Consider the following 22,305-nt stretch of genomic DNA (forward strand, 5'->3'; position numbering starts at 1 on the left):
ATTCCGGCTGTTGATTACCTGATGAGCGAAGATGGCGGCTCTGCCGAGCGTATCGTTCTTCTGGGTACTGACTATGTTTATCCGCGTACCACCAACAAGATCCTGCGTTCATACCTGAACGGCAAGGGTATCTCCGATGAAGACATCATGGAGAACTACACCCCGTTCGGTCATTCTGATTGGCAGTCGATCGTTGCTGACGTGAAAGCATTCGCATCTGCTGGCAAGAAAACCGCCGTGGTTTCGACCATTAACGGTGACGCGAACGTTCCGTTCTACAAGGAACTGGCAAACCAGGGCATCAAAGCTGAAGACATTCCGGTTGTTGCCTTCTCGGTTGGTGAAGAAGAACTGGCTGGTATCGATACAGCACCGCTGGTTGGTCACCTTGCTGCCTGGAACTACTTCCAGTCGGTTGAGTCTGATGCCAACACGGCCTTCATCGAAAAATGGCACGCCTTCATCGGTGATGAGTCGCGCGTAACCAACGACCCGATGGAAGCAACCTATATCGGCTTTAACATGTGGAAACAGGCTGTCGAGCAGGCTGGCACCACCGATGTTGATGCGGTTCGTCAGGCAATGTATGGCCAGGAAGTTGCAAACCTGACCGGCGGTACCGCTGTGATGAACACCAACCATCACCTGTCCAAGCCGGTTCTGATCGGCGAAGTCCAGGATGATGGCCAGTTTGACATCGTTTGGGAGACCGAAGGCACCGTCGTTGGCGACGCATGGTCGGACTTCCTGCCTGAAAGCGCAAAGCTGACCGCCGACTGGACCTATCCGTGGGTCTGCGGCAACTGTGAAAAACCGATGTACTAATTGGTTTCGGATGGGCCGGTCGTGGCAACGCGACCGGCCTGTTCATTTTCAACGCAATCAGCAACTGCCTGCTGTCCGCGTTTTCTTTATCCAATTTTCCATATTGAATTCAAAGGTTTGGTGATCATGCGCAATGACATGTTTTCAGTGCTGCGCCGTTCTCCGTTCTCATTGGCCAAAACGCGTGACGTCGCCCTTCGACTGGGTGCCTTGATCGCGTGTCTGGCCCTGCTTGTGATCGCAATACCCAATAGCGCACAGGCATTTAGCGACGAAGAACTGCGAAACATCGCCGAACAGTTAAATGATAAAAGTGCGACCAAAAAGGTCGCTGTGATCGAGGAAATGGCAGCGGACGGTGATCCGCGTGTCGCCCCGATCCTTAAGGCCATGCTTGATGGTGACCTTTATGTCCGTGACAGCGACGAGCATGTTGTCATCGCCACCAAAAAGGGCAAGGTCTTTACCCATATCGACATCGTCAGCGGCGAAGAAGTCGGTGAAAGTTCATCCAAGGAACTCTCCAAGATCAAGATCAACAACCGTCTGCGGGGTGCGCTGCGCGATGCGTTGGCGACACTGAACCTGTTCAGCCCGGATCTCAATATCCGAAGTGCTGCGGTCGAACAGATCATGGATGCCCGTGATCCGGCGATGTTGCCATTGCTTCTGCGCGCGATTGACCGTGAAGAGGATGAAACGCTTCTGGCACGCATGGAACTGGCGCAGGCCACCATGGCGCTGGCCGCCGGTGAAACCACCGAAGAACGCCTAAGCGCGATTGATGTTCTGGCCAGTGAAACCACGCCGCAAATCCGTGCGGTGCTGTCGCAATTTGTCGCCAGTGCCGAGGCGGAGGGTTACGAGCCCGAAGTGGTTGCCGCCGCCCAGGATGCGCTTGCATCCGTCGAGGGTCGCCTGTCGACCTGGCAGACGATTGGGGATGTCTATCGCGGTATCAGTCTGGGGTCGGTTTTGTTGCTGGCGGCGGTTGGTCTTGCCATCACCTTTGGCGTGATGGGCGTGATCAACATGGCGCATGGCGAAATGATTATGATCGGCGCCTATACCACCTTTATGGTGCAGCAGGCGCTGGGATCATTTTTGCCATCCGGGTCGGCTTGGTCGCTGGCGATTTCAGTACCCGCGGCGTTTCTTGTCGCTGGTGCGGTCGGGGTTGTGATCGAACGGTCCGTGATCCGTTTCCTTTATGGTCGGCCGCTTGAAACGCTGCTTGCGACATGGGGTGTCAGCCTTGTCTTGCAGCAGGCGATCCGAACGATTTTCGGCGCGACCAACCAGCAGGTCACCGCACCTGACTTCATGAGTGGCGCAATTGAATTTTCGACCGGTCTGGTTCTGACCTATAACCGGCTGTGGATCATTTTGTTTAGCATCATCGTGGTTGCGGGTATTGCAGCCGTGCTGCGTTATACCGCGTTTGGTTTGCAGATGCGTGCCGTTACCCAGAACCGGCGTATGGCCGGATCGGTGGGTATTCGCACCGGTTATGTCGATGCGCTGACCTTTGGTTTGGGGTCGGGGATTGCAGGCATCGCCGGTGTCGCGCTCAGCCAGATTTCGAATGTCAGCCCGAACCTTGGTCAGACTTACATTATCGACAGTTTCATGGTCGTCGTGTTTGGCGGGGTCGGGAACCTTTGGGGCACGGTGCTGGGGGCATTCAGCCTTGGCATTGTGAACAAGTTCCTTGAGCCGATGGCAGGTGCCGTTTTGGCCAAGATCTTTGTCCTGATTGCGCTGATCCTGTTTATCCAGAAACGACCCAAGGGGCTGTTTGCCCTTAAAGGTCGCGCGGTGGAGGCCTGATCCATGACCGATTATCGTCAAAAGTACCAAATGACACCGGTTATTGGCTGGCTGTTGAAAGACCGCGGCGGGATGATCCTTTTGGGTATCCTAATTGCGGCCGCCATTCTGGTGCCGGCAAGCAATTTGTTGTTGCCCGAAAGCTCAGCCTTCCATGTACCGACCTGGATGGTCAGCCTGCTGGGCAAATATCTTTGCTATGCGCTGCTGGCACTAAGTGTTGACCTGATCTGGGGGTTCTGCGGGATTTTGTCACTGGGCCACGGGGCGTTCTTTGCGCTTGGTGGGTATGCCATGGGCATGTATCTGATGCGTCAGATCGGTGATCGTGGCGTTTATGGTGATCCGATCCTGCCGGACTTCATGGTCTTCCTGAACTGGCAGGAATTGCCATGGTACTGGTATGGCTTTGACATGTTCTGGTTCGCCATTGTCATGGCGATGTTCGTGCCGGGGCTTCTGGCCTTTGTGTTTGGCTTCCTCGCCTTCCGCTCGCGCGTGACCGGTGTGTATCTTTCGATCATCACGCAGGCCATGACCTATGCGTTGCTGCTGGCCTTCTTCCGCAACGATATGGGCTTTGGTGGCAATAACGGCCTGACCGATTTCAAGGATCTGCTGGGCTATTCATTGCAATCGGATGGCACAAGGGCAGGCTTGTTTGTCGCGTCCTGTGTGTTTCTTGGCATTTGTTATACGGTGGCGCGTGGCATTACCCAGTCGCGTCTGGGCAAGGTGCTGATTGCCATTCGCGATGCCGAAAGCCGGGTGCGTTTCACCGGCTACCGGGTTGAATATTACAAGCTGTTCGTCTTTACCGTTTCGGCCGTCATGGCCGGCATCGCTGGCGCACTTTATGTGCCGCAGGTCGGCATCATCAACCCCGGCGAATTTGCCCCGGCCCTTTCGATTGAAATCGTTATCTGGGTTGCGGTTGGCGGGCGCGGCACGCTTTATGGGGCGGTGCTTGGCGCGTTTATCGTCAACTATGCCAAGACCTTCTTTACCGGGGCGATGCCGGATTTCTGGCTGTTCTTCCTGGGCGGGTTGTTCATTGCGGTGACCCTGTTCCTGCCAAAAGGTGTGATCGGGGCGGTGCCGGCATTCGGATCGGCAGATCGACAATCATTGTTCACGACCTGGCGTAAACGACGCGCAAATGAAGGAGGCAAGGCATGAGCGAAGCAGCCGCCATTCAAAAGAATGCCTCGGACGAGGAACAGGTCAAATCCGCGCGGTCGGAAACCATCCTTTATGTCGACGGCGTGTCGGTGACCTTTGACGGGTTCCGCGCACTCAATAACCTGTCCTTCTATGTCGAGCCGGGTGAACTCCGCGCCATCATCGGCCCAAACGGGGCGGGCAAGACAACCATGATGGATATCATCACCGGCAAAACCCGACCTGATACCGGTGATGTCCTGTTTAAAAGCGAGATTGATCTGACCAAGCTGGACGAGGCCGAGATTGCCAATCTGGGCATCGGCCGCAAGTTCCAGAAGCCGACGGTGTTTGAAAGCCATACGGTGTTCGACAACCTGCTTTTGGCGTGTTCGGGCGGGCGCGGCGTGTTTCAGGCCCTGTTCCATCGCCTTTCTGATGCGGAAAAGATCAAGATCGAAAAGACGCTTGTCACCATCATGCTCGAAGACAAGCGCGATGAAATGGCTGCCAACCTTTCGCACGGGCAGAAGCAGTGGCTGGAAATCGGCATGCTGTTGATGCAGGAGCCCGAACTTCTTCTGGTGGATGAGCCGGTTGCAGGGATGACCGATTCCGAGACCGAGGAAACGGCAAAACTTTTACGGTCGATTTCCAAGGAATACTCGGTCGTGGTGGTTGAGCATGACATGGAATTCGTCCGCGACCTTGATTGCAAGGTGACTGTTCTGCACGAAGGATCGGTTCTGGCCGAAGGGCGCCTTGATCACGTGCAGAAAGACCCGCGGGTCATTGAAGTCTATCTGGGACGCTAGGGGAAAACTGTCATGCTTGATGTCAGCAATATTGATCTGTTCTATGGCGCGTCCCATGCGTTGCGCAAGGTGTCGCTGAGTGCTGAAACCGGTAAGGTGACCGCGGTTCTGGGCCGTAACGGGGTTGGCAAAACATCCCTGATGCGGGCGGTTGTTGGTCAGCACCCGATAACGGAAGGCAACATCAAATGGGAAGGCAAGGATATCTCGCGCGATCCGTCTTATCGTCGTTCGGCCAATGGCATCGCGATTGTCCCGCAGGGGCGTGAGATTTTCCCGCTTCTGACGGTGAAGGAAAATCTTGAGACGGGCTTTGCCGCACTCCCGCGTGCCCTGCGTCATATCCCTGACGAGATTTTCGAACTGTTCCCGGTGCTGCGCGACATGCTGGGCCGTCGCGGTGGTGACCTTTCGGGTGGGCAGCAACAGCAGTTGGCCATCGGGCGGGCACTTGTCACCCGACCACGGTTGCTGGTGCTGGATGAACCGACCGAGGGCATTCAGCCATCGATCATCAAGGACATTCAGCGCGTCATCAAACAGCTGGCCGATCGCGGTGATATGGCGATCTTGCTGGTCGAGCAGTACTTTGAATTCGCCCACGAACTGGCCGACGAGATTGTCGTGCTTGAACGTGGCGAGGTTGTTTTGTCGGGCGCAAAGGAAACACTCGATCGTGAAAAAGTCCGTGCCTATCTGACTGTTTGATCGGCATTTGCCAAAATTTTGCGCAAACGGTGTGCCGCCAATCGGGCCAAATACCGCCAAACTCCCTGTATCGGCAGGGTGTTGGTGGTTGGCCCGCATCTTGCTGTGAGGACCCTTGGTATTAAGGTCCCGCCAGTGGGCCGCATTAATCAGGTGACTTTGTGCAGCTTCGCAAACTTGAACCGACAACATCCGCAATTCCGAATGCGGAGATGGAAACGCCAGTAACGCCCGCCGGCATCATTACCGATGGCCGGGCCGAGGTGACGTTTCGCCAGGGCACGGGTGCAGCACATCAGGGCGGACACGCAGCCCTTGATCATCTTTATTACCGTGACCCGATGAAGATCCTGTTCCCGCGCCCGGTTGCGGGGGATTTGGCGACGGCTGTTCTGGTGACCACGTCGGGCGGGATGGTCGGTGGCGATAAGCTGGCCTTTGCCGGCAAGGTGGAGGCGGGCGCATCCGCCCTGTTTACCGCGCAGGCAGCAGAAAAGATTTACCGGTCGGTCGGGCCGGATTGCGAGATGTCGGTTGATCTGGATGTTGCCGATGGTGGCTGGCTTGAATGGTTGCCCCATGAAAGCATCCTGTTTGATCAGGCCCGGCTGAAACGCAAAACCACCGTGCGTGCATCTGGCAGCGGCATGGTGATGGCTGGCGAGATGATGGTGTTTGGCCGCCTTGCCCGCGGTGAAGTGTTTACCACGGGGCTCGCGCGTGACGCATGGGATGTCTCGATTGAGGGACGTCCGATTTGGCGCGATGCGCTGCATCTGGAAGGCGATGTGTTGCGCATGCTTGATCATGCGGCGGCCTTTGACGGTGCACGCGCCAATGCGACAGCCATTCTGGTCGGGCAGGGCGCGGAAGATCAGCTGGAGGCCGCGCGCGACTGTCTGGCGCAGGCATCTGAGGGGCTTGAGGCGCGCGATGCGTTGTGTGCCGCGACCGCGATGAAGGGAATTGTGATTGCCCGTTTCATGGCGCGCGATCCGATGAAATTGCGCCGGGTCTATGGCGCGTGGTGGAAAACATTCCGCCATCAAACAAGGGGGCTTCCCGCACGCTTGCCGCGTTTGTGGGAGATTTAAAAAATGAAGCCAAGGAGTAGGCAGGCATGAATCTGACGCCACGCGAAAAGGACAAACTGCTGGTCTCGGTCGCCGCCATGGTGGCGCGCAATCGCCTTGCACGGGGGGTGAAGCTTAATTACCCCGAAGCGATCGCGATCATCACCGACTATGTCGTTGAAGGCGCGCGCGATGGCAAATCTGTTGCCGATCTGATGCGCGACGGGGCGACCGTGATCACGCGCGATCAGGTAATGGATGGCATTGCCGAAATGATCCACGAAATTCAGGTCGAAGCGACCTTCCCGGACGGGACGAAGCTTGTGACCGTTCACGAACCAATCCGTTAAGGAAAGAGGAGCGCGTTATGATTCCAGGTGAAATCATTACCAAGGAAGGCAGCCTCATCCTGAACGAGGGGCGTGAAACCAAAACCATCACCGTTGCCAATACCGGTGACCGTCCGGTGCAGGTGGGGTCGCACTATCATTTCTATGAAACCAATCCGGGCCTTGATTTTGACCGCGAAGCCGCCCGTGGCTTCCGCCTTGATATCCCGGCTGGGACCGCTGTTCGTTTCGAGCCGGGCCAGTCGCGAGAAGTCAATCTGGTGAAATATGCCGGAACCGGCACGGTCTATGGCTTTAACGCCAAAATCAACGGCAAGCTTTAAGCGGGGGGATGGAATAAATGGCTTATGAAATTGATCGTCCGTCCTATGCGGCCATGTTTGGTCCGACTGTCGGTGACAAGGTGCGACTGGCCGATACCGATCTGATCATCGAGGTCGAAAAAGACTTCACCACCCTTGGCGAGGAAGTCAAATTCGGCGGTGGCAAGGTGATCCGTGATGGCATGGGCCAGTCACAGGCAACGCGCGCCGACGGTGCGGTAGATACCGTGATCACCAATGCGCTGATCCTTGATTACACCGGCATCATCAAGGCCGATATCGGCATTCGTGATGGCCGTATTGCCGGGATCGGCAAGGCCGGAAACCCGGATGTGCAACCCGGCGTCGATATCATCATCGGTCCGGGTACCGAGATCATCGCCGGTGAAGGCAACATCATCACCGCTGGTGGTATTGATGCCCATATTCACTGGATCTGCCCGCAACAGGTTGAAGACGCGCTTTATTCCGGCGTGACCAGCATGCTGGGCGGTGGCACTGGCCCGGCGGCGGGCACGAACGCCACCACCTGTACGCCAGGTCCGTGGCACATTGCCCGGATGCTGCAGGCGGCTGACGGTATTCCGATGAATATCGGTTTCTTTGGCAAGGGCAATGCGACCCTGCCCGGATCGCTGATCGAACAGGTCAAGGCAGGTGCGTGCGGCCTGAAGCTTCATGAAGACTGGGGCACCACCCCGGCGGCGATTGATACCTGCCTGTCGGTGGCCGATGACCTTGATGTGCAGGTCATGATCCATACCGATACATTGAATGAAAGCGGCTTTGTCGAGCATACCCGTGCATCGTTCAAGGGCCGCACCATTCACACCTTCCACACCGAGGGTGCCGGTGGTGGCCATGCGCCAGACATCATCAAGCTGTGCGGCGAAGCCAACGTCTTGCCAAGCTCGACCAATCCGACCCGTCCGTTTACGGTCAATACGATTGACGAGCATCTGGACATGTTGATGGTTTGCCATCACCTTGATCCGAAAATCCCCGAAGACGTCGCCTTTGCCGAAAGCCGTATCCGCCGTGAAACCATCGCCGCCGAGGATATCCTGCATGATCTTGGCGCGTTTTCGATCATCTCGTCAGACAGTCAGGCGATGGGCCGCGTTGGTGAGGTCATCACCCGGACCTGGCAGACCGCCGACAAGATGAAAAAGCAGCGCGGTGCGTTGCCCGAGGATTCAGGCAAGGGAAATGATAACTTCCGTGCCAAGCGTTATGTTGCGAAATACACTATCAACCCGGCGATTGCCCAGGGGATTGGGGCGCATGTCGGCTCCATCGAAGTGGGCAAGATTGCCGACCTTGTGGTTTGGAAGCCGATGTTCTTTGGTACCAAGCCCGACATGGTGATCAAGGCGGGCATGATTGCCGCGGCGGCCATGGGCGATCCCAACGCATCGATCCCGACGCCGCAGCCGGTCCATTACCGTCCGATGTTTGGTGCCTATGGCAATGCGCTTGCGAAATCGAGTTTTTCGTTCGTATCGCAAGCGGGCATTGATGCGGGTATTGCCGCCGAATTTGGCCTGTCGAAAGAACTTCTGGCGGTGTCGAATACGCGCAATATCGGCAAGAAGGACATGAAGCTGAATGATGCGTTGCCGGTGATGGAGGTTGATCCGGAAACCTATCAGGTGACGGCAGATGGTGAACTTCTGACCTGTCAGCCGGTCGATGTTGTGCCGATGGCGCAGCGTTACTTCCTGTTCTGATCGGTGGCTGAGAACACCATGCGTCACGCCATTGAACATATCCCGGTTGATCGTGCCGACACATCCGAAGTGCGCGGCACGGTGACCCTGGCCTTTTCCGACCGGCATCGCCGCCGCATTCGTCTGCATGATGATGCAGGCGAGCCGTTCCTGCTTGATTTGCCGCATGCGGTGCGTTTGGCGGATGGGGATCGGTTGCGCCTTGCTGATGGCGGGGTGATTGTCGTCCGCGCAGCCGATGAGCCGGTTCTGACCATCACGGCGGCTGGTCCGATTGCAACCGCCAAACTGGCCTGGCATATCGGCAACCGCCACACCCCGGTTCAGGTTTTGAATGACGGGCGTCTGCGCATCATTGACGACCATGTCATGCGCGACATGATCACGGGCCTTGGCGGTGTGGTGGAAAACGAAATCGCCCCGTTTGATCCGCTAAATGGCGCCTATCACGGGCTTGGCGGCGCGCATGGTCACAGCCATGGCAACGATCATTTCGACCATGACGATCATGAACATGATCACAAGCACAGCCATCATCACGGGCATTCCCATGACCACGGATGATCTGACCCTTAACCCCGCAGGCCTGATGCGGTTGATGACGTGGCTAAGCCCGTCATTCCCGGTCGGTGCCTATACCTATTCGCATGGCGTGGAATATGCCGTCGAAGATGGTCGGGTGACGTCGGCGGATAGCCTGATCAACTGGGTTGAAGGGGTTCTGGAATTCGGGGCCGGGCGGATTGATGCGGTGCTGTTTTGTGCCGCATGGCGGGCGGCGCGCGCCGCTGATGAAGCGGCCCTGTTTGAAATCGGGGTCGAGGCTGATTGTTGGCGCGGCACATCCGAGATGGCGTTGGAGGCAACCGCACAGGGACGTGCCTTTGTCTCGACCATGCAAAAGGTCTGGGGTGATGGGATGATCACTCGTTGGGCCGATGCCATGCGCGAAGATGATCGTTTGCCATCCTATCCGGTGGCTGTGGGCATTGCGGCCGCCCAGTTTGATGTGCCGCTGCGTGATGCGCTGACCGCGTATTTGCATGCGATGGCGGCAAATCTTGTGTCCAGTGCAGTACGTCTGGTGCCGCTGGGGCAGACCGATGGTGTCAGATCCCTGTCGTCGCTTGATGGTGCGGTATCGGTTGCCGTTGATCACGCCATGCAGGCTGAACTTTCCGATCTTGGTGCCGCGGCACCGATGGTCGACTGGACGTCGATGAAACACGAAACCCAATATACGAGGCTATTTAGATCATGAGCTCTCCCCTTCGTATCGGAATTGGTGGCCCGGTTGGTTCGGGCAAGACCGCCCTTTTGGAACGCCTGTGCAAGGCGATGCGCGATGAGTTCAACATCGCTGCCATCACAAACGATATCTACACCCGCGAAGATGCCGAATTCATGACCCGTTCGGGCGCGCTGGCCGCAGACCGCATTGCCGGTGTAGAAACCGGTGGCTGCCCGCATACGGCCATTCGTGAAGATGCCTCGATCAATCTGGCGGCGGTCGAAGACATGGCGGCCAAGCATGCCGGGCTTGAGGCAATCTTTATTGAATCGGGCGGCGACAACCTGTCGGCCACCTTCTCACCAGAACTCGCCGACATCACGATTTACGTCATCGACGTTTCGGCGGGCGACAAAATCCCGCGTAAGGGTGGTCCGGGCATCACCCGTTCTGACCTTCTGGTGATCAACAAGACCGATCTGGCACCGCTGGTAGGCGCTGATCTGGGCGTGATGGATCGCGATGCCAAGAAAATGCGCGGCGATCGTCCGTTCCTGTTTACCAATCTCAAGGCGATGGACGGCCTTGAAGACGTGAAAAACTTCATCATCGAGACAGGGGGGCTCCGCCAATCCGCAGCATCCTGATATGGGGATATAAGGAAAGCTGCACGGGCAGGGCCGGTTACATTAACGCGGCACTGACCCAAGGATGACGGGAGCACGCACCGCCCGGCTGGCAACAGCCGGGCGTTTGTGTTTGTGGGATCGAAATTAAATGCGCAACTTGTTAGTTGCATAAGGGGAAATCTTCTGGCAGGTTAAATGCAACCAGGAGGTTGCGTTATGTCAAATACCATTGAGAAGTCGATTGAAATCAAAGCGTCCCGTTCCCGCGTGTGGAAGGCCTTGACCGATTCAAAGGAATTCGGCATCTGGTTCGGGATCAATATCGAAGGCCCGTTTGCGGTTGGTGAAGTTTCCAAGGGCATGTTCACCATTGATGGTTTCACCCATGTGCCGTGGAATTCAACGATCAAGGCGATGGAGGAACCGGCCTACTTCGCCTATACATGGCACCCCTATGCGGTTGACCCCGAAGTCGATTACAGTGGGGAACCCGAAACCCTTGTCGAATTCTGGCTTGAAGAAACGTCCGGCACGACATCGGTAAAGGTGCGCGAAACCGGATTTGATAATCTACCACCCCATCGCATTGCTGATGCGTTGCGGGCCAATACAAACGGCTGGAGCTTCCAGCTTGAAAACATCAAGAAATATGCAGAAAGCTGAAAATAATTCGGATAATGGCGAGCTTGACAAGGATTTTTCCGTCATGTTTGCCGCTTTGGGTGATCCTACACGGTTGGCGATCTTTGATCGTCTGGCCGATGGCAAGCCGCGCTCGATCTCGGTGTTATCGGACGATGCCGATATGACCCGCCAGGCCGTGACCAAGCATCTGCGCGTGCTTGAGGCGGCAGGGCTTTTGCAGAACCATCGGGTTGGGCGCGAAAGCCAGTATGCCTTTTGCCCGGAACAACTGGCCGAGGCGCGCGCCTATCTTGATCAGGTGGCGGGACGTTGGGAATCTGCCCTGATGCGGCTTAAGTCCTTTGTCGAAGATGACGAGGCCTAAGGTTTTGAAAATTATCGGATATTGCGTTCCTCTTAAATGAGCTACGCAGTATCCGGTGTCATTTTGCTTGGCGTCGATGATATTTGCGGTTATCCCATATCGCGTTGAGCTGGTCGGGCGGACCGGTTAACGAAGGCTATTCTGCGCAAGGGGTTGATTGCAGAACGGCCTTATAACGGGAATGGGAAACCGTTACATGAAGACCAAAGATATTGTCTATGTCGCCCTGTTTGCAGCCCTGACCGCCGTTCTTGGGCTGTTTCCGCCAATCACCCTTCCAGTCACCGGTGTGCCGGTCACAGCACAATCGCTTGGTCCGATGTTGGCCGGGGCCATTCTGGGTGCCCGTCGTGGCGGGCTTTCGATTGTTCTGTTCCTTGTTCTGGTTGCTGTTGGCTTGCCGCTTTTGTCCGGCGGGCGCGGTGGCTTTGGCGTGATGATCGGGGTGACCGGCGGGTTCATGTTTGGCTGGGCGATTTCGGCCTTTGTCATCGGGCTTCTGATCGAGAAGTTCTGGAACCGCCTGAATGTACTCAATGCCGCACTGTCCATCGCCTTTGGCGGGATTGTCGTCCTGTATGCCATTGGCAATGCCTGGGTCGCGGTGGTGGCCGAGATCAGCTATTGGCAGGCAACCGTCGGGGCGGCTCCGTTCCTGATCGGGGATGCCATCAAGGTTGCGATTGCGACCGCGGCATGCCTTGCGGTCCGGCGCGCCTATCCCTTGATTTCCAAGGCAGGCTAACGTCTTATGGGCGCAAGTGATGTACTTGCGCCCGTTTTGAGCCTGTTTTTGAGCCCGTACCAATTTCCCTGATAACTCCGGACGTCCTTCCATGATCCGACTTGAAAATGTCTCTGTGCAGTTTGAACAGCGACGTGCGCTTGCTGATATTGACCTGACGCTTGGCGAAAAGCGGATCGGGATTGTTGGCGCGAACGGGTCTGGCAAAAGCACCTTTGTCCGGTTGCTCAATGGCCTGCAAACCGCAACGTCGGGCCGGGTTGTGGTCGATGAATTTGATGCGGCAAAGGATGGCCGCAAACTCAGACGTCATGTCGGGTTTGTATTCCAGAACCCGGACAATCAAATCGTCTATCCGGTGGTCGAGGAAGACATTGCCTTTGGGCTCAAGCCGCTCAAGCTTCCCAAAGACGAAGTTGATCGTCGCATTGATGACGTGCTGGCACGCTATGACCTTCAGGATTTCAAAACGCATCCCAGTCATTTGCTGAGCGGCGGGCAAAAGCAGTTGTTGGCCATTTCGGGCGTGCTGGTGATGGAACCGCGCTATATCGTGTTTGATGAGCCAACCACGCTTTTGGACTTGCGCAATCGTAACCGGGTGCAGCGCGCCATAGGCGAGCTTGACCAGACGGTGATTACAGTGTCGCATGATCTTGACCTGATTGCCGATTATGACCGGGTGCTGGCTTTTGAGGATGGCCGTGTTGTGCTTGATGGCCCGCCGTCTGAGGTTCTTCCGAAATATCGGGAGATGATGGCGTGATCGCAGGGCTTTATATCGATGGGCAATCTGCCCTGCACCGGGCGGCGGCCGGGGCCAAGATCCTTGCCATGGTCGCGCTTGGCACCGGCGTATTCCTGATCCCCGATTGGCCGGTGGTCGGGTTTGTTCTGGCGACTGTCTTGCTGCTTTACCCCGTATCTGGCCTTGGCCCGCGCATTATGTGGACGCAGATCAAGCCGATCCTTTGGCTGCTGGTGATCTTTTTTGCCGTTCAGCTTTGGCTGAATGACTGGCAGGCCGGGATGCTGGTCGTCACCCGGATTGCGGCAATCGTGATGTTCGCATCGCTTGTGACCCTGACCACCAAAACATCGGACCTGCTGGCATCGCTGGAACGCGCCATGCAGCCCTTGCGCCCGATTGGCGTAAACCCGGAAAAGGTCAGTCTGGCGATTTCGATGGTGCTGCGCTTTATCCCGGTGATTTCAACCGTGGCATCTGAAATCCGCGATGCCCAGCGCGCACGCGGCCTTGATCGATCCATCGTTGCGATGGTGGTACCGCTGATTATCCGCACGCTCAAGATGGCCGATGATGTCGCCGATGCGATTGATGCGCGCAGCTTTGACTAGGCACCATCGCCAGGTTTTCAGATTTTCCCGAAAAGAAAAGCCCCGACACGCCAGAGGGGGGAAGTTCGTGGGCGGCGTGCCGGGGAAGTCGAAGATCGTTGGTGCAATCAGCTCAGTCCAAGATGCTTGGCGTGGAAGCGGATATGATCTTCGATAAAGGTCGAGATGAAATAGTAGCTGTGGTCATAGCCATCCTGAATGCGGATGGTGACCGGGTAGTTTGATGTCTTGGCCGCTGCTTCAAGCACTTCGGGTTTAAGCTGCTCTGCCAAGAAACCATCTGCACCACCCTGATCAACAAGGGCCGGAGTCTGCACATCGGGCGCACTTGCGGCCTTCATCAGTTCCGAGCTGTCCCAGTCTTTCCAGGCTGATTTGTCATCACCGAGATAATTGCCAAGCGCCTTCTGGCCCCACGGGCAATTGATCGGATTGGAAATCGGTGCAAAGGCGGTGACAGACTTGAACGTGGCCGGATTGCGCAGTGCAATCATCAGTGCGCCATGACCGCCCATGGAATGACCGGAAATTACGGCGTCATCATTGACCGGGAAGTGATCCTTGATCAGTGCTGGCAGTTCCTTGGTCACGTAATCATACATGCGGTAATTGCGCGCCCACGGCTCCTGGGTGGCGTTGACGTAAAAGCCCGCCCCCTTGCCAAAGTCATAAGCCTCGTTCTCGTCATCGGGCACATGATCGCCGCGCGGGCTGGTGTCCGGGGCGACGATGGCGATGCCCAGTTCGGCGGCAATGCGAAATGCACCGGCCTTCTGCATGAAGTTTTCATCCGTGCAGGTCAGGCCCGACAGCCAGTACATGACCGGGACCTTGGTGCCATTGCCGGCCTGCGGCGGCAGAAAGATCGCAAAACGCATGTCGCAGCCAAGGGTGGTTGACGGGTGGGTATATTGCTTTTGCCAGCCGCCAAAGACCTTGTTGCTTGAAGAATTCTCGATACCCATATCGGGGCCTCCTTCTGATCGGTCACCGCCGGATGGCTTCCGGCAGTGGCGCAATTATTCAAACATTTATATTTCGATCAGTAATGGATAACCGAACGGATGCTTTTGCCTTCATGCATCAGATCGAACGCTTCGTTGATGTCTTCGAGCTTCATGGTGTGGGTAATGAAGTCCGAAAGCTTGAACTCACCGGCAAGGTAGCGTTCAACATAATCGGGCAGCTGAGAGCGGCCTTTAACGCCCCCAAACGCCGTGCCGCGCCAGACGCGACCGGTGACCAGCTGGAACGGACGGGTCGAGATTTCCTGACCGGCACCGGCAACGCCGATGATGACCGACTCACCCCAACCCTTGTGGCAGCACTCAAGGGCTGAGCGCATGACATTGACATTGCCGATGCATTCGAACGACCAGTCAACACCACCGTCGGTCAGCTCGACAATGACTTCCTGGATCGGTTTGTCATAGTCTTTCGGGTTGATGCAGTCGGTCGCGCCCAGCTTCTTGGCGAGATCGAATTTCTTTTCGTTCAGATCGATGGCAACGATGCGACCGGCACCGGCCATCTGTGCACCGATGATCGCCGAAAGACCAATACCGCCAAGGCCAAAGACGGCCACAGAGTCACCCTTCTGCACCTTGGCCGCGTTTACCGTGGCCCCCATGCCGGTGGTGACCCCGCAACCAAGCAGGCAAACTTCTTCAAGCGGAGCGGTTTTGTTGATCTTCGCCAGCGAGATTTCCGGCAATACAGTGTATTCCGAGAAGGTCGAGCAGCCCATATAGTGATAGATCGGCTTGCCATTCTGCGAGAAGCGCGAGGTGCCGTCCGGCATCAGGCCTTTGCCCTGGGTCGCACGGATTTTGCCACACAGGTTGGTTTTGCCCGATTTGCAGAATTTGCACTCGCCGCATTCCGGGGTGTAAAGCGGGATCACGTGATCGCCAACCGAAACGCTGGTGACACCTTCGCCGATGGATTCAACAATGCCTCCACCCTCATGGCCAAGGATCGCCGGGAAGATGCCCTCGGGATCGTCACCCGACAGGGTGAAGGCATCGGTGTGGCAAACGCCGGTCGCAACGATCTTGACGCGCACTTCGCCGGCTTTCGGCGGGGCGACCTGAACTTCTTCGATCGACAGCGGTTTGCCTGCTTCCCAGGCGATGGCGGCTTTACAGGTAATGGTCTCGGCGCTCATGACGCTACTCCGATGGTTTGATGTGGATGCCAACAGTCTATTTATTTCCCTTGATGTGATAATCCGCTATTTTGGTAATTCACTTTTACGCATGTGTAATAATCAAGATGGGGTCGGGCATGAATGCCTGGGACGGGATCAGCGAATTTATCGCCGTGGCCGAGCGGCAGAATTTCACCCATGCCGCCAAGCAGCTTGGCATTTCCGTCGCCCAAGTCAGTCGGCAGGTCACAGCGCTTGAAGAAAAGCTCGGCACGCAATTGTTTTACCGCACCACGCGCAAGGTCAGCGTGACCGAGGCCGGGCAGATTTACTATCAGCATTGCCGACAATTGCTGGACGGGCTGGACGAGGCAGAGCGCGCGATTGGCAACCTGACGGAAGTGCCGCGCGGCAAGCTGAAACTCACCGCGCCGACGACTTACGGCGAAACCGTGATCGCGCCATTGGTCAATGATTTCGTCACCCGCTATCCCGATCTGGAAGTGCAATGCCGCTTCACCAACCAGAAGCTTGATCTGGTACTGGAGGGCTATGACATGGCGATCCGTCTGGGCCGGTTGGAAGGCACAACCGGCAGCCTGATGACCCAGCAGCTTTCAACGCGGCGCCTGTATGCCTGTGCCGCACCGAGTTACATCGCCAAACGCGGGGAGCCGTATTCGCTTTCGGAGCTTCATCATCATAATTGCCTGGTCGGCACGCTCGATTACTGGCGCTTTGAAGAAGATGGCCGCGAACGCACCGTGCGCATTCATGGCTCCATCCACGCCAATAGCGGCCAGGCGCTTGTCGATGCGGCCCGCAAGGGCATCGGCATCGTGCAATTGCCCGACTATTACGTCGATCCGTGGATTGCCAGCGGCGACCTCGTCCCGGTGCTTACCAAATACCAGCCATCCGATGAGGGCATCTGGGCGATTTACCCGACCAACCGGCATCTCAGCCCCAAGATCCGGATGCTGGTGGAGCATTTGGGGAGGTATTTGGGATCTGCATCCTGATGATCTGTCACAACTGGGGTTCCCCGGCGTCAAACCGTGCAAAGCATTTCGGTTTGAAGGAGAAAACGGATGTCACAATGCACAGGGTCGAACGGCGATCTTTGGGAAGTCTATGAGGCAAAGGATGGTTGGCGTTGGCGGCGTACGGCCAAGAATGGCGAGATTGTTGGTGCATCGACGCAAGGCTACTCGCAGAAGTCCGATTGCATCGCCAATGCCAAACGTCCGGCATGTGATTGTGATCTGAGCTAGGTCGAGGTCATCCGGCACAATCAAAAAGCCCCGCGGCCTGTGCCAGCGGGGCTTTGATGTTCTGGGATGCGTTTGCGTTACTGCGCGGTCCAGCCGCCATCGACCGAAAGGTGCGTGCCGGTCATCTGTGATGCGGCGTCCGAGCACAGGAACAAGGCGGTCTGGCCGATCTGTTCGGGACTGACGAACTGTTTGGACGGGTGTTTGTCCGAGACAAGTCGGGTTGCGGATTCTTCAACCGAGATGTTGTTTTCCTTCGCGCGCGCCTCGATCTGGCGTTCGACCAGTTCGGTGCGCACCCAGCCCGGGCAAATGGCATTGGCCGTGATGCCGGTTTCGGCGGTTTCAAGGGCTGTCACCTTGGTCAGACCAATCACGCCGTGCTTGGCCGCGACATAGGCGGCCTTCTGGACAGAGGCGACAAGGCCGTGGGCCGATGCCGTGTTGATGATGCGGCCCCAGTTTTTCTTGCGCATATAAGGTACGGCAAGGCGGGTGGTGTGGAAGACCGATGACAGGTTGATCGCAATCACGGCGTCCCACTTTTCGGGCGGGAAGTCTTCGACATTGGCGGTGTATTGAATGCCGGCATTGTTGATCAGGATGTCGACGCCGCCAAACTTGGCCTCGGCGTCTTTCATCATTGCTTCGATCTGATCGGGTTTGGACAGGTCGGCACCGTTATAGTGCGCGGTGACGCCGTGTTCGGTTTCAAGGCTTTTGCGGGTGGCCTCGATTTCATCAGCGTCGCCAAAGCCATTGAGCATCACATCAGCACCAGCCCCCGCAAGGGCCTTGGCCATGGCAAGGCCGATCCCACTGGTGGAGCCGGTTACGAGTGCGCGTTTACCTGTCAGCATTTTGTCTTCTCCCTGTGAAATGGGCTTTCTGCCCTTTGATTTAGGAAGATCATGCCGCAGTGCAATGTAAGTGGCAAGAAATGCTGTGGTCGGGCGGTTGGCTTTTTAGGTGCCGATACCGTATTTGCGCAGCTTGTTGGCGATCGAGGTATGTGAAACGCCAAGTCGTTTGGCGAGCTTGCGCGAGCTTGGATAATCCGGGTACAGGCGCGCGAGCATTTCCCGTTCAAGCAATTCCATGCCGCTATTGAAATCACTCTGTGCCAAGGCGTTTGCGATCAGATCGGATTGCTCGGTGTTGGACGTCGGGGCGTCTTCGGTGCCGTCGGACATACCGTGAGCCTGTCGGGTGTCTCGTTCGGGGGTCGTGGCCGTGCCGGTGGCGGCATCGGCCAAATCACGTGCGCCAAGGACATTGCCATCAAGCAGGGCGACGGCGCGAAACAGGGTGTTTTCAAGTTCGCGCACATTGCCCGGCCAATCGTGACGGCAAAGCCAGTCAAGCCCGTCTCGGGCAAGGCGCGGTGGTGTTCGTTCGGTCTGCTGGGCGGTGCGGTCGATAAAAACAGCAGCCAGATCGGCAATGTCTTCGACCCGGTCGCGCAAGTGCGGCAGGGTGATGCCCAGAACGTTGAGGCGGAAATAAAGATCTTCGCGAAACGTGCCGTCATGGGACATGGCCTCGAGGTCGCGGTTGGTCGCGCTGATAACCCGGACGTCAACCGTGATTTCATCCGTCCCGCCGACGCGCCGGAAACGGCCATCCTGGAGCACGCGCAAAAGCTTGGCTTGCAAATAGGGGGTCAGTTCGCCGATCTCATCAAGAAACAAGGTTCCGCCATCGGCCAGTTCCAGAAGCCCCGGCTTGCCGCCACGCCTGGCACTGGTAAAGGCACCAGCGGCATAGCCAAACAGTTCACTTTCAGCCAGGCCTTCGGGCATGGCAGCGCAATTAAGGGCCAGAAACGGCTGATCAGCCCGCGAACTTGCGCGGTGGCAGGCACGCGCAAACAGTTCCTTGCCGGTACCGGTTTCGCCAAGGATCAGGATCGGGGCATCGATGGCCGCAAGCCGTTCAGCCTGTGATTTGACGCGCAGCATGGCCCGGCTGGTGCCGATAATGTCGTCAAAGCCAGTGTGGCTGCGATCCTGAAGGGCGGTTATCACGCGGCCCAGTCGTGCCGGACGGTGAAAGACCATTACCCCGCCCCAGGGCGCATCATCGCTGGCGTCCGACCCATCATCAACATGACCGATCGGTTCGACCTGCAAAAGATAGGTCTGGCCACCCAAAACCACTTCGCGTTCCGGCAGGCGAAAACCACCTTGGCGCAAATCTTCAATAGATGGTTCGCCAAGTATGCTGGATATATCCTGATCACGCAGGGGTTTTTCAGGGGTGGCCGAAATTGCCTGTGCCGCCGGGTTAGCCTGCGCAATCAGGCCGTTGGCATCAACCGCGATCACCGGATCACCAAGGGCGGCAAGCGTTGCATGTAGCTGTGCGCGACGGCGTTCGGTTGGCAGGCGGTCAATTTCGGTAATGTCGAAAATGCCGGGGATTTTCTTCAATGCGCTTGCCAGTGCTGGGAAGCGTTCCGGGCGAATGGCCGGGATATCGGCATAGATATGATGGGTGGTGACTTCGAACGTGCGGATATCCAGGCCCTGATCGGTCAGGACATTGATGACGTCACGCGTAATGCCGAGCCTGTTTTCACCGCGAATTTCGAACCGCATATCCGTACCGATAAGTTTACATTGTATCGATAAATGTACAGTCTTAAGCGACTGAAATCCAGCGTCTTTGCGCTTTCAGATGATGATGAGCGTCGTTGTGTAAACTAATATTTACACACAAAAGAGCGACGATTTCCGTAAGCCTTTGAAAACAATCGATTTTTAAATCTGGCATGGTGATTGCGACTGTCGGGGCAGAATAAACGCATTTCAAGGAGCCTTCCGATGTCTGCCCATGACAAACACAACAGCGCCAAAACCGGCTTTGCCACCCGTGCGATCCATCACGGTTACGATCCGCAAAGCCACAATGGCGCGCTGAACCAGCCGGTTTACATGTCTTCGACCTTTGCGTTCGAAACAGCCGAGCAGGGCGGGCGGTTCTTTGCCGGCGACGAGCAGGGCTTTATCTATTCCCGTATTGCCAACCCGACACTGGATCTTCTCGAAAAGCGCCTTGCGGTGCTTGAGGGCGGTGAAGCCGCCGTTGCGACCGCATCGGGAATGGGCGCGATTACATCTGTCTTCTGGACCTTTATTGCGCCGGGCGACGAGATCATTGTTGATCGCACGCTTTATGGCTGCACATTTGCCTATTTCCGCCACGGTCTGGAAAAATTCGGCATCAAGCACACCCATGTCGACCTGACCGATCCGAAAGAGCTGGAAAAGGCGATCTCGGACAAGACCAAGATTGTCTATTTCGAAACGCCGGCCAACCCGAACATGCGTCTGGTCGATATCGAAGCCATTTCCGACATCGCGCACAAGCATGGTGCCAAGGTCGTTGTCGACAACACCTATTGCACGCCTTATCTGCAGCGCCCGATTGAACTCGGTGCCGATATCGTTGTCCATTCCGCAACCAAATATCTGGGCGGCCATGGTGATCTGATGGCCGGTGCGGTGATCGGAACGCTTGAAGACATGACGCAGGTGCGCTTGGTCGGGCTTAAGGACATGACCGGTGCGGTGCTTTCCGCGCAGGATGCCAACCTTGTGATGCGTGGCCTTAAAACGCTTGAGCTTCGCATGGAACGCCATTGCGACAATGCCGAAAAAATCGCCGATTTCCTGGAGAAGCACCCGAAGGTCGAGAAGGTCTTCTATCCGGGGCTTGAAAGCGACCCGCATCATAAACTGGCGAAAAAACAGATGGACCGGTTTGGCGGCATGATCGCGTTCGAACTTAAAGGCGGGATCGAGGAAGGCCGTAAACTGATGAACGGCCTTAACATGATCACCCGTGCGGTCAGCCTGGGCGATGCCGAAACCCTGATCCAGCATCCGGCATCGATGACACATTCGACCTACACCGCCGAAGAACGTGCGGAATATCAGATCACCGATGGTCTGATCCGTCTGTCGGCCGGGCTTGAAAGCATCGATGACATTCTGGCCGATCTGTCAAACGCGCTGGATGGCGATCAGATGGCGATTGCCGCCGAGTAACGGCAAATCAACTGCGGGTCGGGATGGCCGAGTGCCATCCCGACCTGCTGTTCTCACCCGCCACTAGTCAAACAGACTGTATTGAGCCATTGCTTTGCGCGATCGGTCTGACAGGTGTTTATTGTCGATCCGCATGACTTTCAGATCGTGTAAATCAATTTGCGAGAATGACGGTGCGGTATCGCGATGGGTTTTCAAAAGATCCAGCATCATGCCGTTTGAAAAGGCGCGCTTAAGTCCGGTTTCGATGATGTCGCGCAGTTCCGGATTTTTGGGGCTGACAAAGAAATAGATCGGTTGCGGGTAATAAAGTGCTGTTTTTTCGGCAATTTCGATACCGGGCGCTTCCCACTTCATCCAGTTCCATTCGCCGACAATCTGCCAATAGGCACGCGGATAAAGATCAAATCGCCTTGCATCGAGCATACGATGAAGCGTTCGATATCGTCCGCTAACGACGTCAAAGCCGTTATCAGTCAAAATCTCGTTGTCTGGCCATCCAAGTCCCTGACCCATGGAAAGTTTCCTGAGGTCCTCAATCGTCTCAATCTGACTGAACGGTTCTTTGAGGTCTTTATGCAGCATGAAGAGCCGCAAACCGGTGGTGCCAAGATAAATCGGGATATAGACGGCAAGCAGCCTTTCTTCGCGCTCTGCATTGGTGCCAAAGAAAACCGTGTCGAACTGGTCGGCAGCTTCGAGCATGGGAATACGCCGGTCCTCGGTCGGGTAATCCATGCATACCGGCACAAGGGTGGCGTTGTCCCCGCTCAGTCTCAGGGCCAGCCGCAACAAATCGATGTGATATTCCCGGTGCGCTTCCCAGGTGATCTCGCCGCGGCAAAATTCCGATGTTGTATCCATGGGGATGCGCACGACGCGTGGATCATTGGTGGATGCCGACTGCGCATGGGCGGGGATGTTACCAAACAGGCACGTGGTGAAGATCATTAGGCAAAGAAATTGTCGGGCAACATCTTTGATGGCTGTGAACCGGTTGGCCACAGAGGATAATGCGCCTCGAATTGCTCCGATCCGGACT

The 22,305-nt window shown here is 56.5% G+C and carries 25 protein-coding genes; 20 read left to right on the plus strand and 5 right to left on the minus strand.

Annotation, left to right across the window (positions count from 1 at the left end; translation table 11 throughout):
* The 17 genes from B3Z49_RS07445 to B3Z49_RS07525 form a co-directional block, all read left to right on the plus strand.
* Positions 1-825 (plus strand): transporter substrate-binding protein (locus tag B3Z49_RS07445; protein ID WP_296989507.1); only part of this gene is annotated, 825 nt, incomplete at its 5' end.
* A 126-nt stretch (positions 826-951) separates the two neighbouring features.
* Positions 952-2,655, plus strand: a complete 1,704-nt coding sequence (gene urtB / locus B3Z49_RS07450; RefSeq protein ID WP_296989510.1) for an urea ABC transporter permease subunit UrtB — start codon at positions 952-954, stop codon at positions 2,653-2,655.
* A gap of 3 nt (positions 2,656-2,658) precedes the next feature.
* Positions 2,659-3,834 (plus strand): urea ABC transporter permease subunit UrtC, encoded by a 1,176-nt coding sequence (gene urtC / locus B3Z49_RS07455; RefSeq protein WP_064787639.1) that lies wholly within the window; start codon positions 2,659-2,661, stop codon positions 3,832-3,834.
* On the plus strand, positions 3,831-4,631 hold the full coding sequence (gene urtD, locus B3Z49_RS07460) for an urea ABC transporter ATP-binding protein UrtD (protein WP_063086766.1): 801 nt from the start codon (positions 3,831-3,833) through the stop codon (positions 4,629-4,631). Before urtC ends, urtD begins: the two co-directional genes overlap by 4 nt.
* Positions 4,632-4,643: 12 nt before the next feature.
* Positions 4,644-5,339 carry an urea ABC transporter ATP-binding subunit UrtE gene (urtE, locus tag B3Z49_RS07465; protein WP_008888422.1) on the plus strand — a complete coding sequence of 232 codons (696 nt, stop codon included), beginning with the start codon at positions 4,644-4,646 and terminating at the stop codon, positions 5,337-5,339.
* A gap of 161 nt (positions 5,340-5,500) precedes the next feature.
* Positions 5,501-6,433 carry an urease accessory protein UreD gene (locus tag B3Z49_RS07470; RefSeq protein ID WP_296989514.1) on the plus strand — a complete coding sequence of 311 codons (933 nt, stop codon included), beginning with the start codon at positions 5,501-5,503 and terminating at the stop codon, positions 6,431-6,433.
* Between the two features lie 26 nt (positions 6,434-6,459).
* Complete coding sequence (locus tag B3Z49_RS07475) at positions 6,460-6,762, plus strand: urease subunit gamma (protein WP_044829632.1); 303 nt, start codon at positions 6,460-6,462, stop codon at positions 6,760-6,762.
* 17 nt (positions 6,763-6,779) lie between these two features.
* Positions 6,780-7,085: an urease subunit beta gene (locus B3Z49_RS07480; protein WP_008888419.1), complete on the plus strand. Its 306-nt coding sequence runs from the start codon at positions 6,780-6,782 to the stop codon at positions 7,083-7,085.
* Between the two features lie 17 nt (positions 7,086-7,102).
* Positions 7,103-8,815, plus strand: a complete 1,713-nt coding sequence (ureC, locus tag B3Z49_RS07485; RefSeq protein ID WP_008888418.1) for an urease subunit alpha — start codon at positions 7,103-7,105, stop codon at positions 8,813-8,815.
* Positions 8,816-8,833: 18 nt separating this feature from the next.
* Positions 8,834-9,379 carry an urease accessory protein UreE gene (locus B3Z49_RS07490; RefSeq protein WP_296989519.1) on the plus strand — a complete coding sequence of 182 codons (546 nt, stop codon included), beginning with the start codon at positions 8,834-8,836 and terminating at the stop codon, positions 9,377-9,379.
* A complete protein-coding gene (locus B3Z49_RS07495; protein ID WP_414716248.1) occupies positions 9,330-10,076 on the plus strand; it encodes an urease accessory protein UreF in 747 nt (248 codons plus the stop codon). Before B3Z49_RS07490 ends, B3Z49_RS07495 begins: the two co-directional genes overlap by 50 nt.
* The gene (gene ureG, locus B3Z49_RS07500; protein ID WP_008888415.1) at positions 10,073-10,693 is read left to right on the plus strand and encodes an urease accessory protein UreG; all 621 of its coding nucleotides are present in this window, start codon (positions 10,073-10,075) and stop codon (positions 10,691-10,693) included. Before B3Z49_RS07495 ends, ureG begins: the two co-directional genes overlap by 4 nt.
* A 198-nt stretch (positions 10,694-10,891) precedes the next feature.
* A complete protein-coding gene (locus B3Z49_RS07505) occupies positions 10,892-11,338 on the plus strand; it encodes an SRPBCC family protein (RefSeq protein WP_296989521.1) in 447 nt (148 codons plus the stop codon).
* A complete protein-coding gene (locus B3Z49_RS07510) occupies positions 11,325-11,684 on the plus strand; it encodes an ArsR/SmtB family transcription factor (protein ID WP_296989523.1) in 360 nt (119 codons plus the stop codon). Before B3Z49_RS07505 ends, B3Z49_RS07510 begins: the two co-directional genes overlap by 14 nt.
* A gap of 196 nt (positions 11,685-11,880) precedes the next feature.
* Positions 11,881-12,429, plus strand: coding sequence for a biotin transporter BioY (locus B3Z49_RS07515; RefSeq protein ID WP_296989526.1), 549 nt, complete (start codon positions 11,881-11,883; stop codon positions 12,427-12,429).
* 91 nt (positions 12,430-12,520) lie between these two features.
* The gene (locus B3Z49_RS07520; RefSeq protein ID WP_296989527.1) at positions 12,521-13,195 is read left to right on the plus strand and encodes an energy-coupling factor ABC transporter ATP-binding protein; all 675 of its coding nucleotides are present in this window, start codon (positions 12,521-12,523) and stop codon (positions 13,193-13,195) included.
* Entirely contained in the window at positions 13,192-13,788 is a 597-nt protein-coding gene (locus tag B3Z49_RS07525) for an energy-coupling factor transporter transmembrane component T family protein (protein ID WP_296989529.1), read from the plus strand. Before B3Z49_RS07520 ends, B3Z49_RS07525 begins: the two co-directional genes overlap by 4 nt.
* Positions 13,789-13,895: 107 nt before the next feature.
* Here B3Z49_RS07525 and fghA read toward each other — a convergent pair whose 3' ends face one another.
* A complete protein-coding gene (gene fghA, locus B3Z49_RS07530) occupies positions 13,896-14,753 on the minus strand; it encodes an S-formylglutathione hydrolase (protein ID WP_296989531.1) in 858 nt (285 codons plus the stop codon).
* 77 nt (positions 14,754-14,830) lie between these two features.
* Positions 14,831-15,955 (minus strand): S-(hydroxymethyl)glutathione dehydrogenase/class III alcohol dehydrogenase, encoded by a 1,125-nt coding sequence (locus tag B3Z49_RS07535; protein ID WP_349676371.1) that lies wholly within the window; start codon positions 15,953-15,955, stop codon positions 14,831-14,833.
* 119 nt (positions 15,956-16,074) lie between these two features.
* On the opposite strand from B3Z49_RS07535, the gene B3Z49_RS07540 reads away from it, so the two are divergent.
* The gene (locus B3Z49_RS07540; RefSeq protein ID WP_296989533.1) at positions 16,075-16,959 is read left to right on the plus strand and encodes a LysR substrate-binding domain-containing protein; all 885 of its coding nucleotides are present in this window, start codon (positions 16,075-16,077) and stop codon (positions 16,957-16,959) included.
* A 69-nt stretch (positions 16,960-17,028) separates the two neighbouring features.
* Positions 17,029-17,211 carry a YegP family protein gene (locus B3Z49_RS07545; protein WP_296989534.1) on the plus strand — a complete coding sequence of 61 codons (183 nt, stop codon included), beginning with the start codon at positions 17,029-17,031 and terminating at the stop codon, positions 17,209-17,211.
* Positions 17,212-17,288: 77 nt separating this feature from the next.
* Here B3Z49_RS07545 and B3Z49_RS07550 read toward each other — a convergent pair whose 3' ends face one another.
* A complete protein-coding gene (locus tag B3Z49_RS07550; protein WP_296989536.1) occupies positions 17,289-18,071 on the minus strand; it encodes a 3-hydroxybutyrate dehydrogenase in 783 nt (260 codons plus the stop codon).
* Positions 18,072-18,176: 105 nt separating this feature from the next.
* The gene (locus B3Z49_RS07555) at positions 18,177-19,811 is read right to left on the minus strand and encodes a sigma 54-interacting transcriptional regulator (RefSeq protein ID WP_296989539.1); all 1,635 of its coding nucleotides are present in this window, start codon (positions 19,809-19,811) and stop codon (positions 18,177-18,179) included.
* A 225-nt stretch (positions 19,812-20,036) separates the two neighbouring features.
* Here B3Z49_RS07555 and B3Z49_RS07560 point away from each other — a divergent pair, with 225 nt between their 5' ends.
* A complete protein-coding gene (locus B3Z49_RS07560; protein ID WP_296989541.1) occupies positions 20,037-21,263 on the plus strand; it encodes a methionine gamma-lyase in 1,227 nt (408 codons plus the stop codon).
* A gap of 63 nt (positions 21,264-21,326) precedes the next feature.
* Here the strand turns inward: B3Z49_RS07560 and B3Z49_RS07565 are convergent, their stop codons facing one another.
* Positions 21,327-22,214 carry a substrate-binding periplasmic protein gene (locus tag B3Z49_RS07565; protein WP_296989545.1) on the minus strand — a complete coding sequence of 296 codons (888 nt, stop codon included), beginning with the start codon at positions 22,212-22,214 and terminating at the stop codon, positions 21,327-21,329.
* Positions 22,215-22,305 lie beyond the last annotated feature (91 nt).

The organism is Thalassospira sp. UBA1131, from assembly GCF_002311515.1.
GTDB lineage: Bacteria > Pseudomonadota > Alphaproteobacteria > Rhodospirillales > Thalassospiraceae > Thalassospira.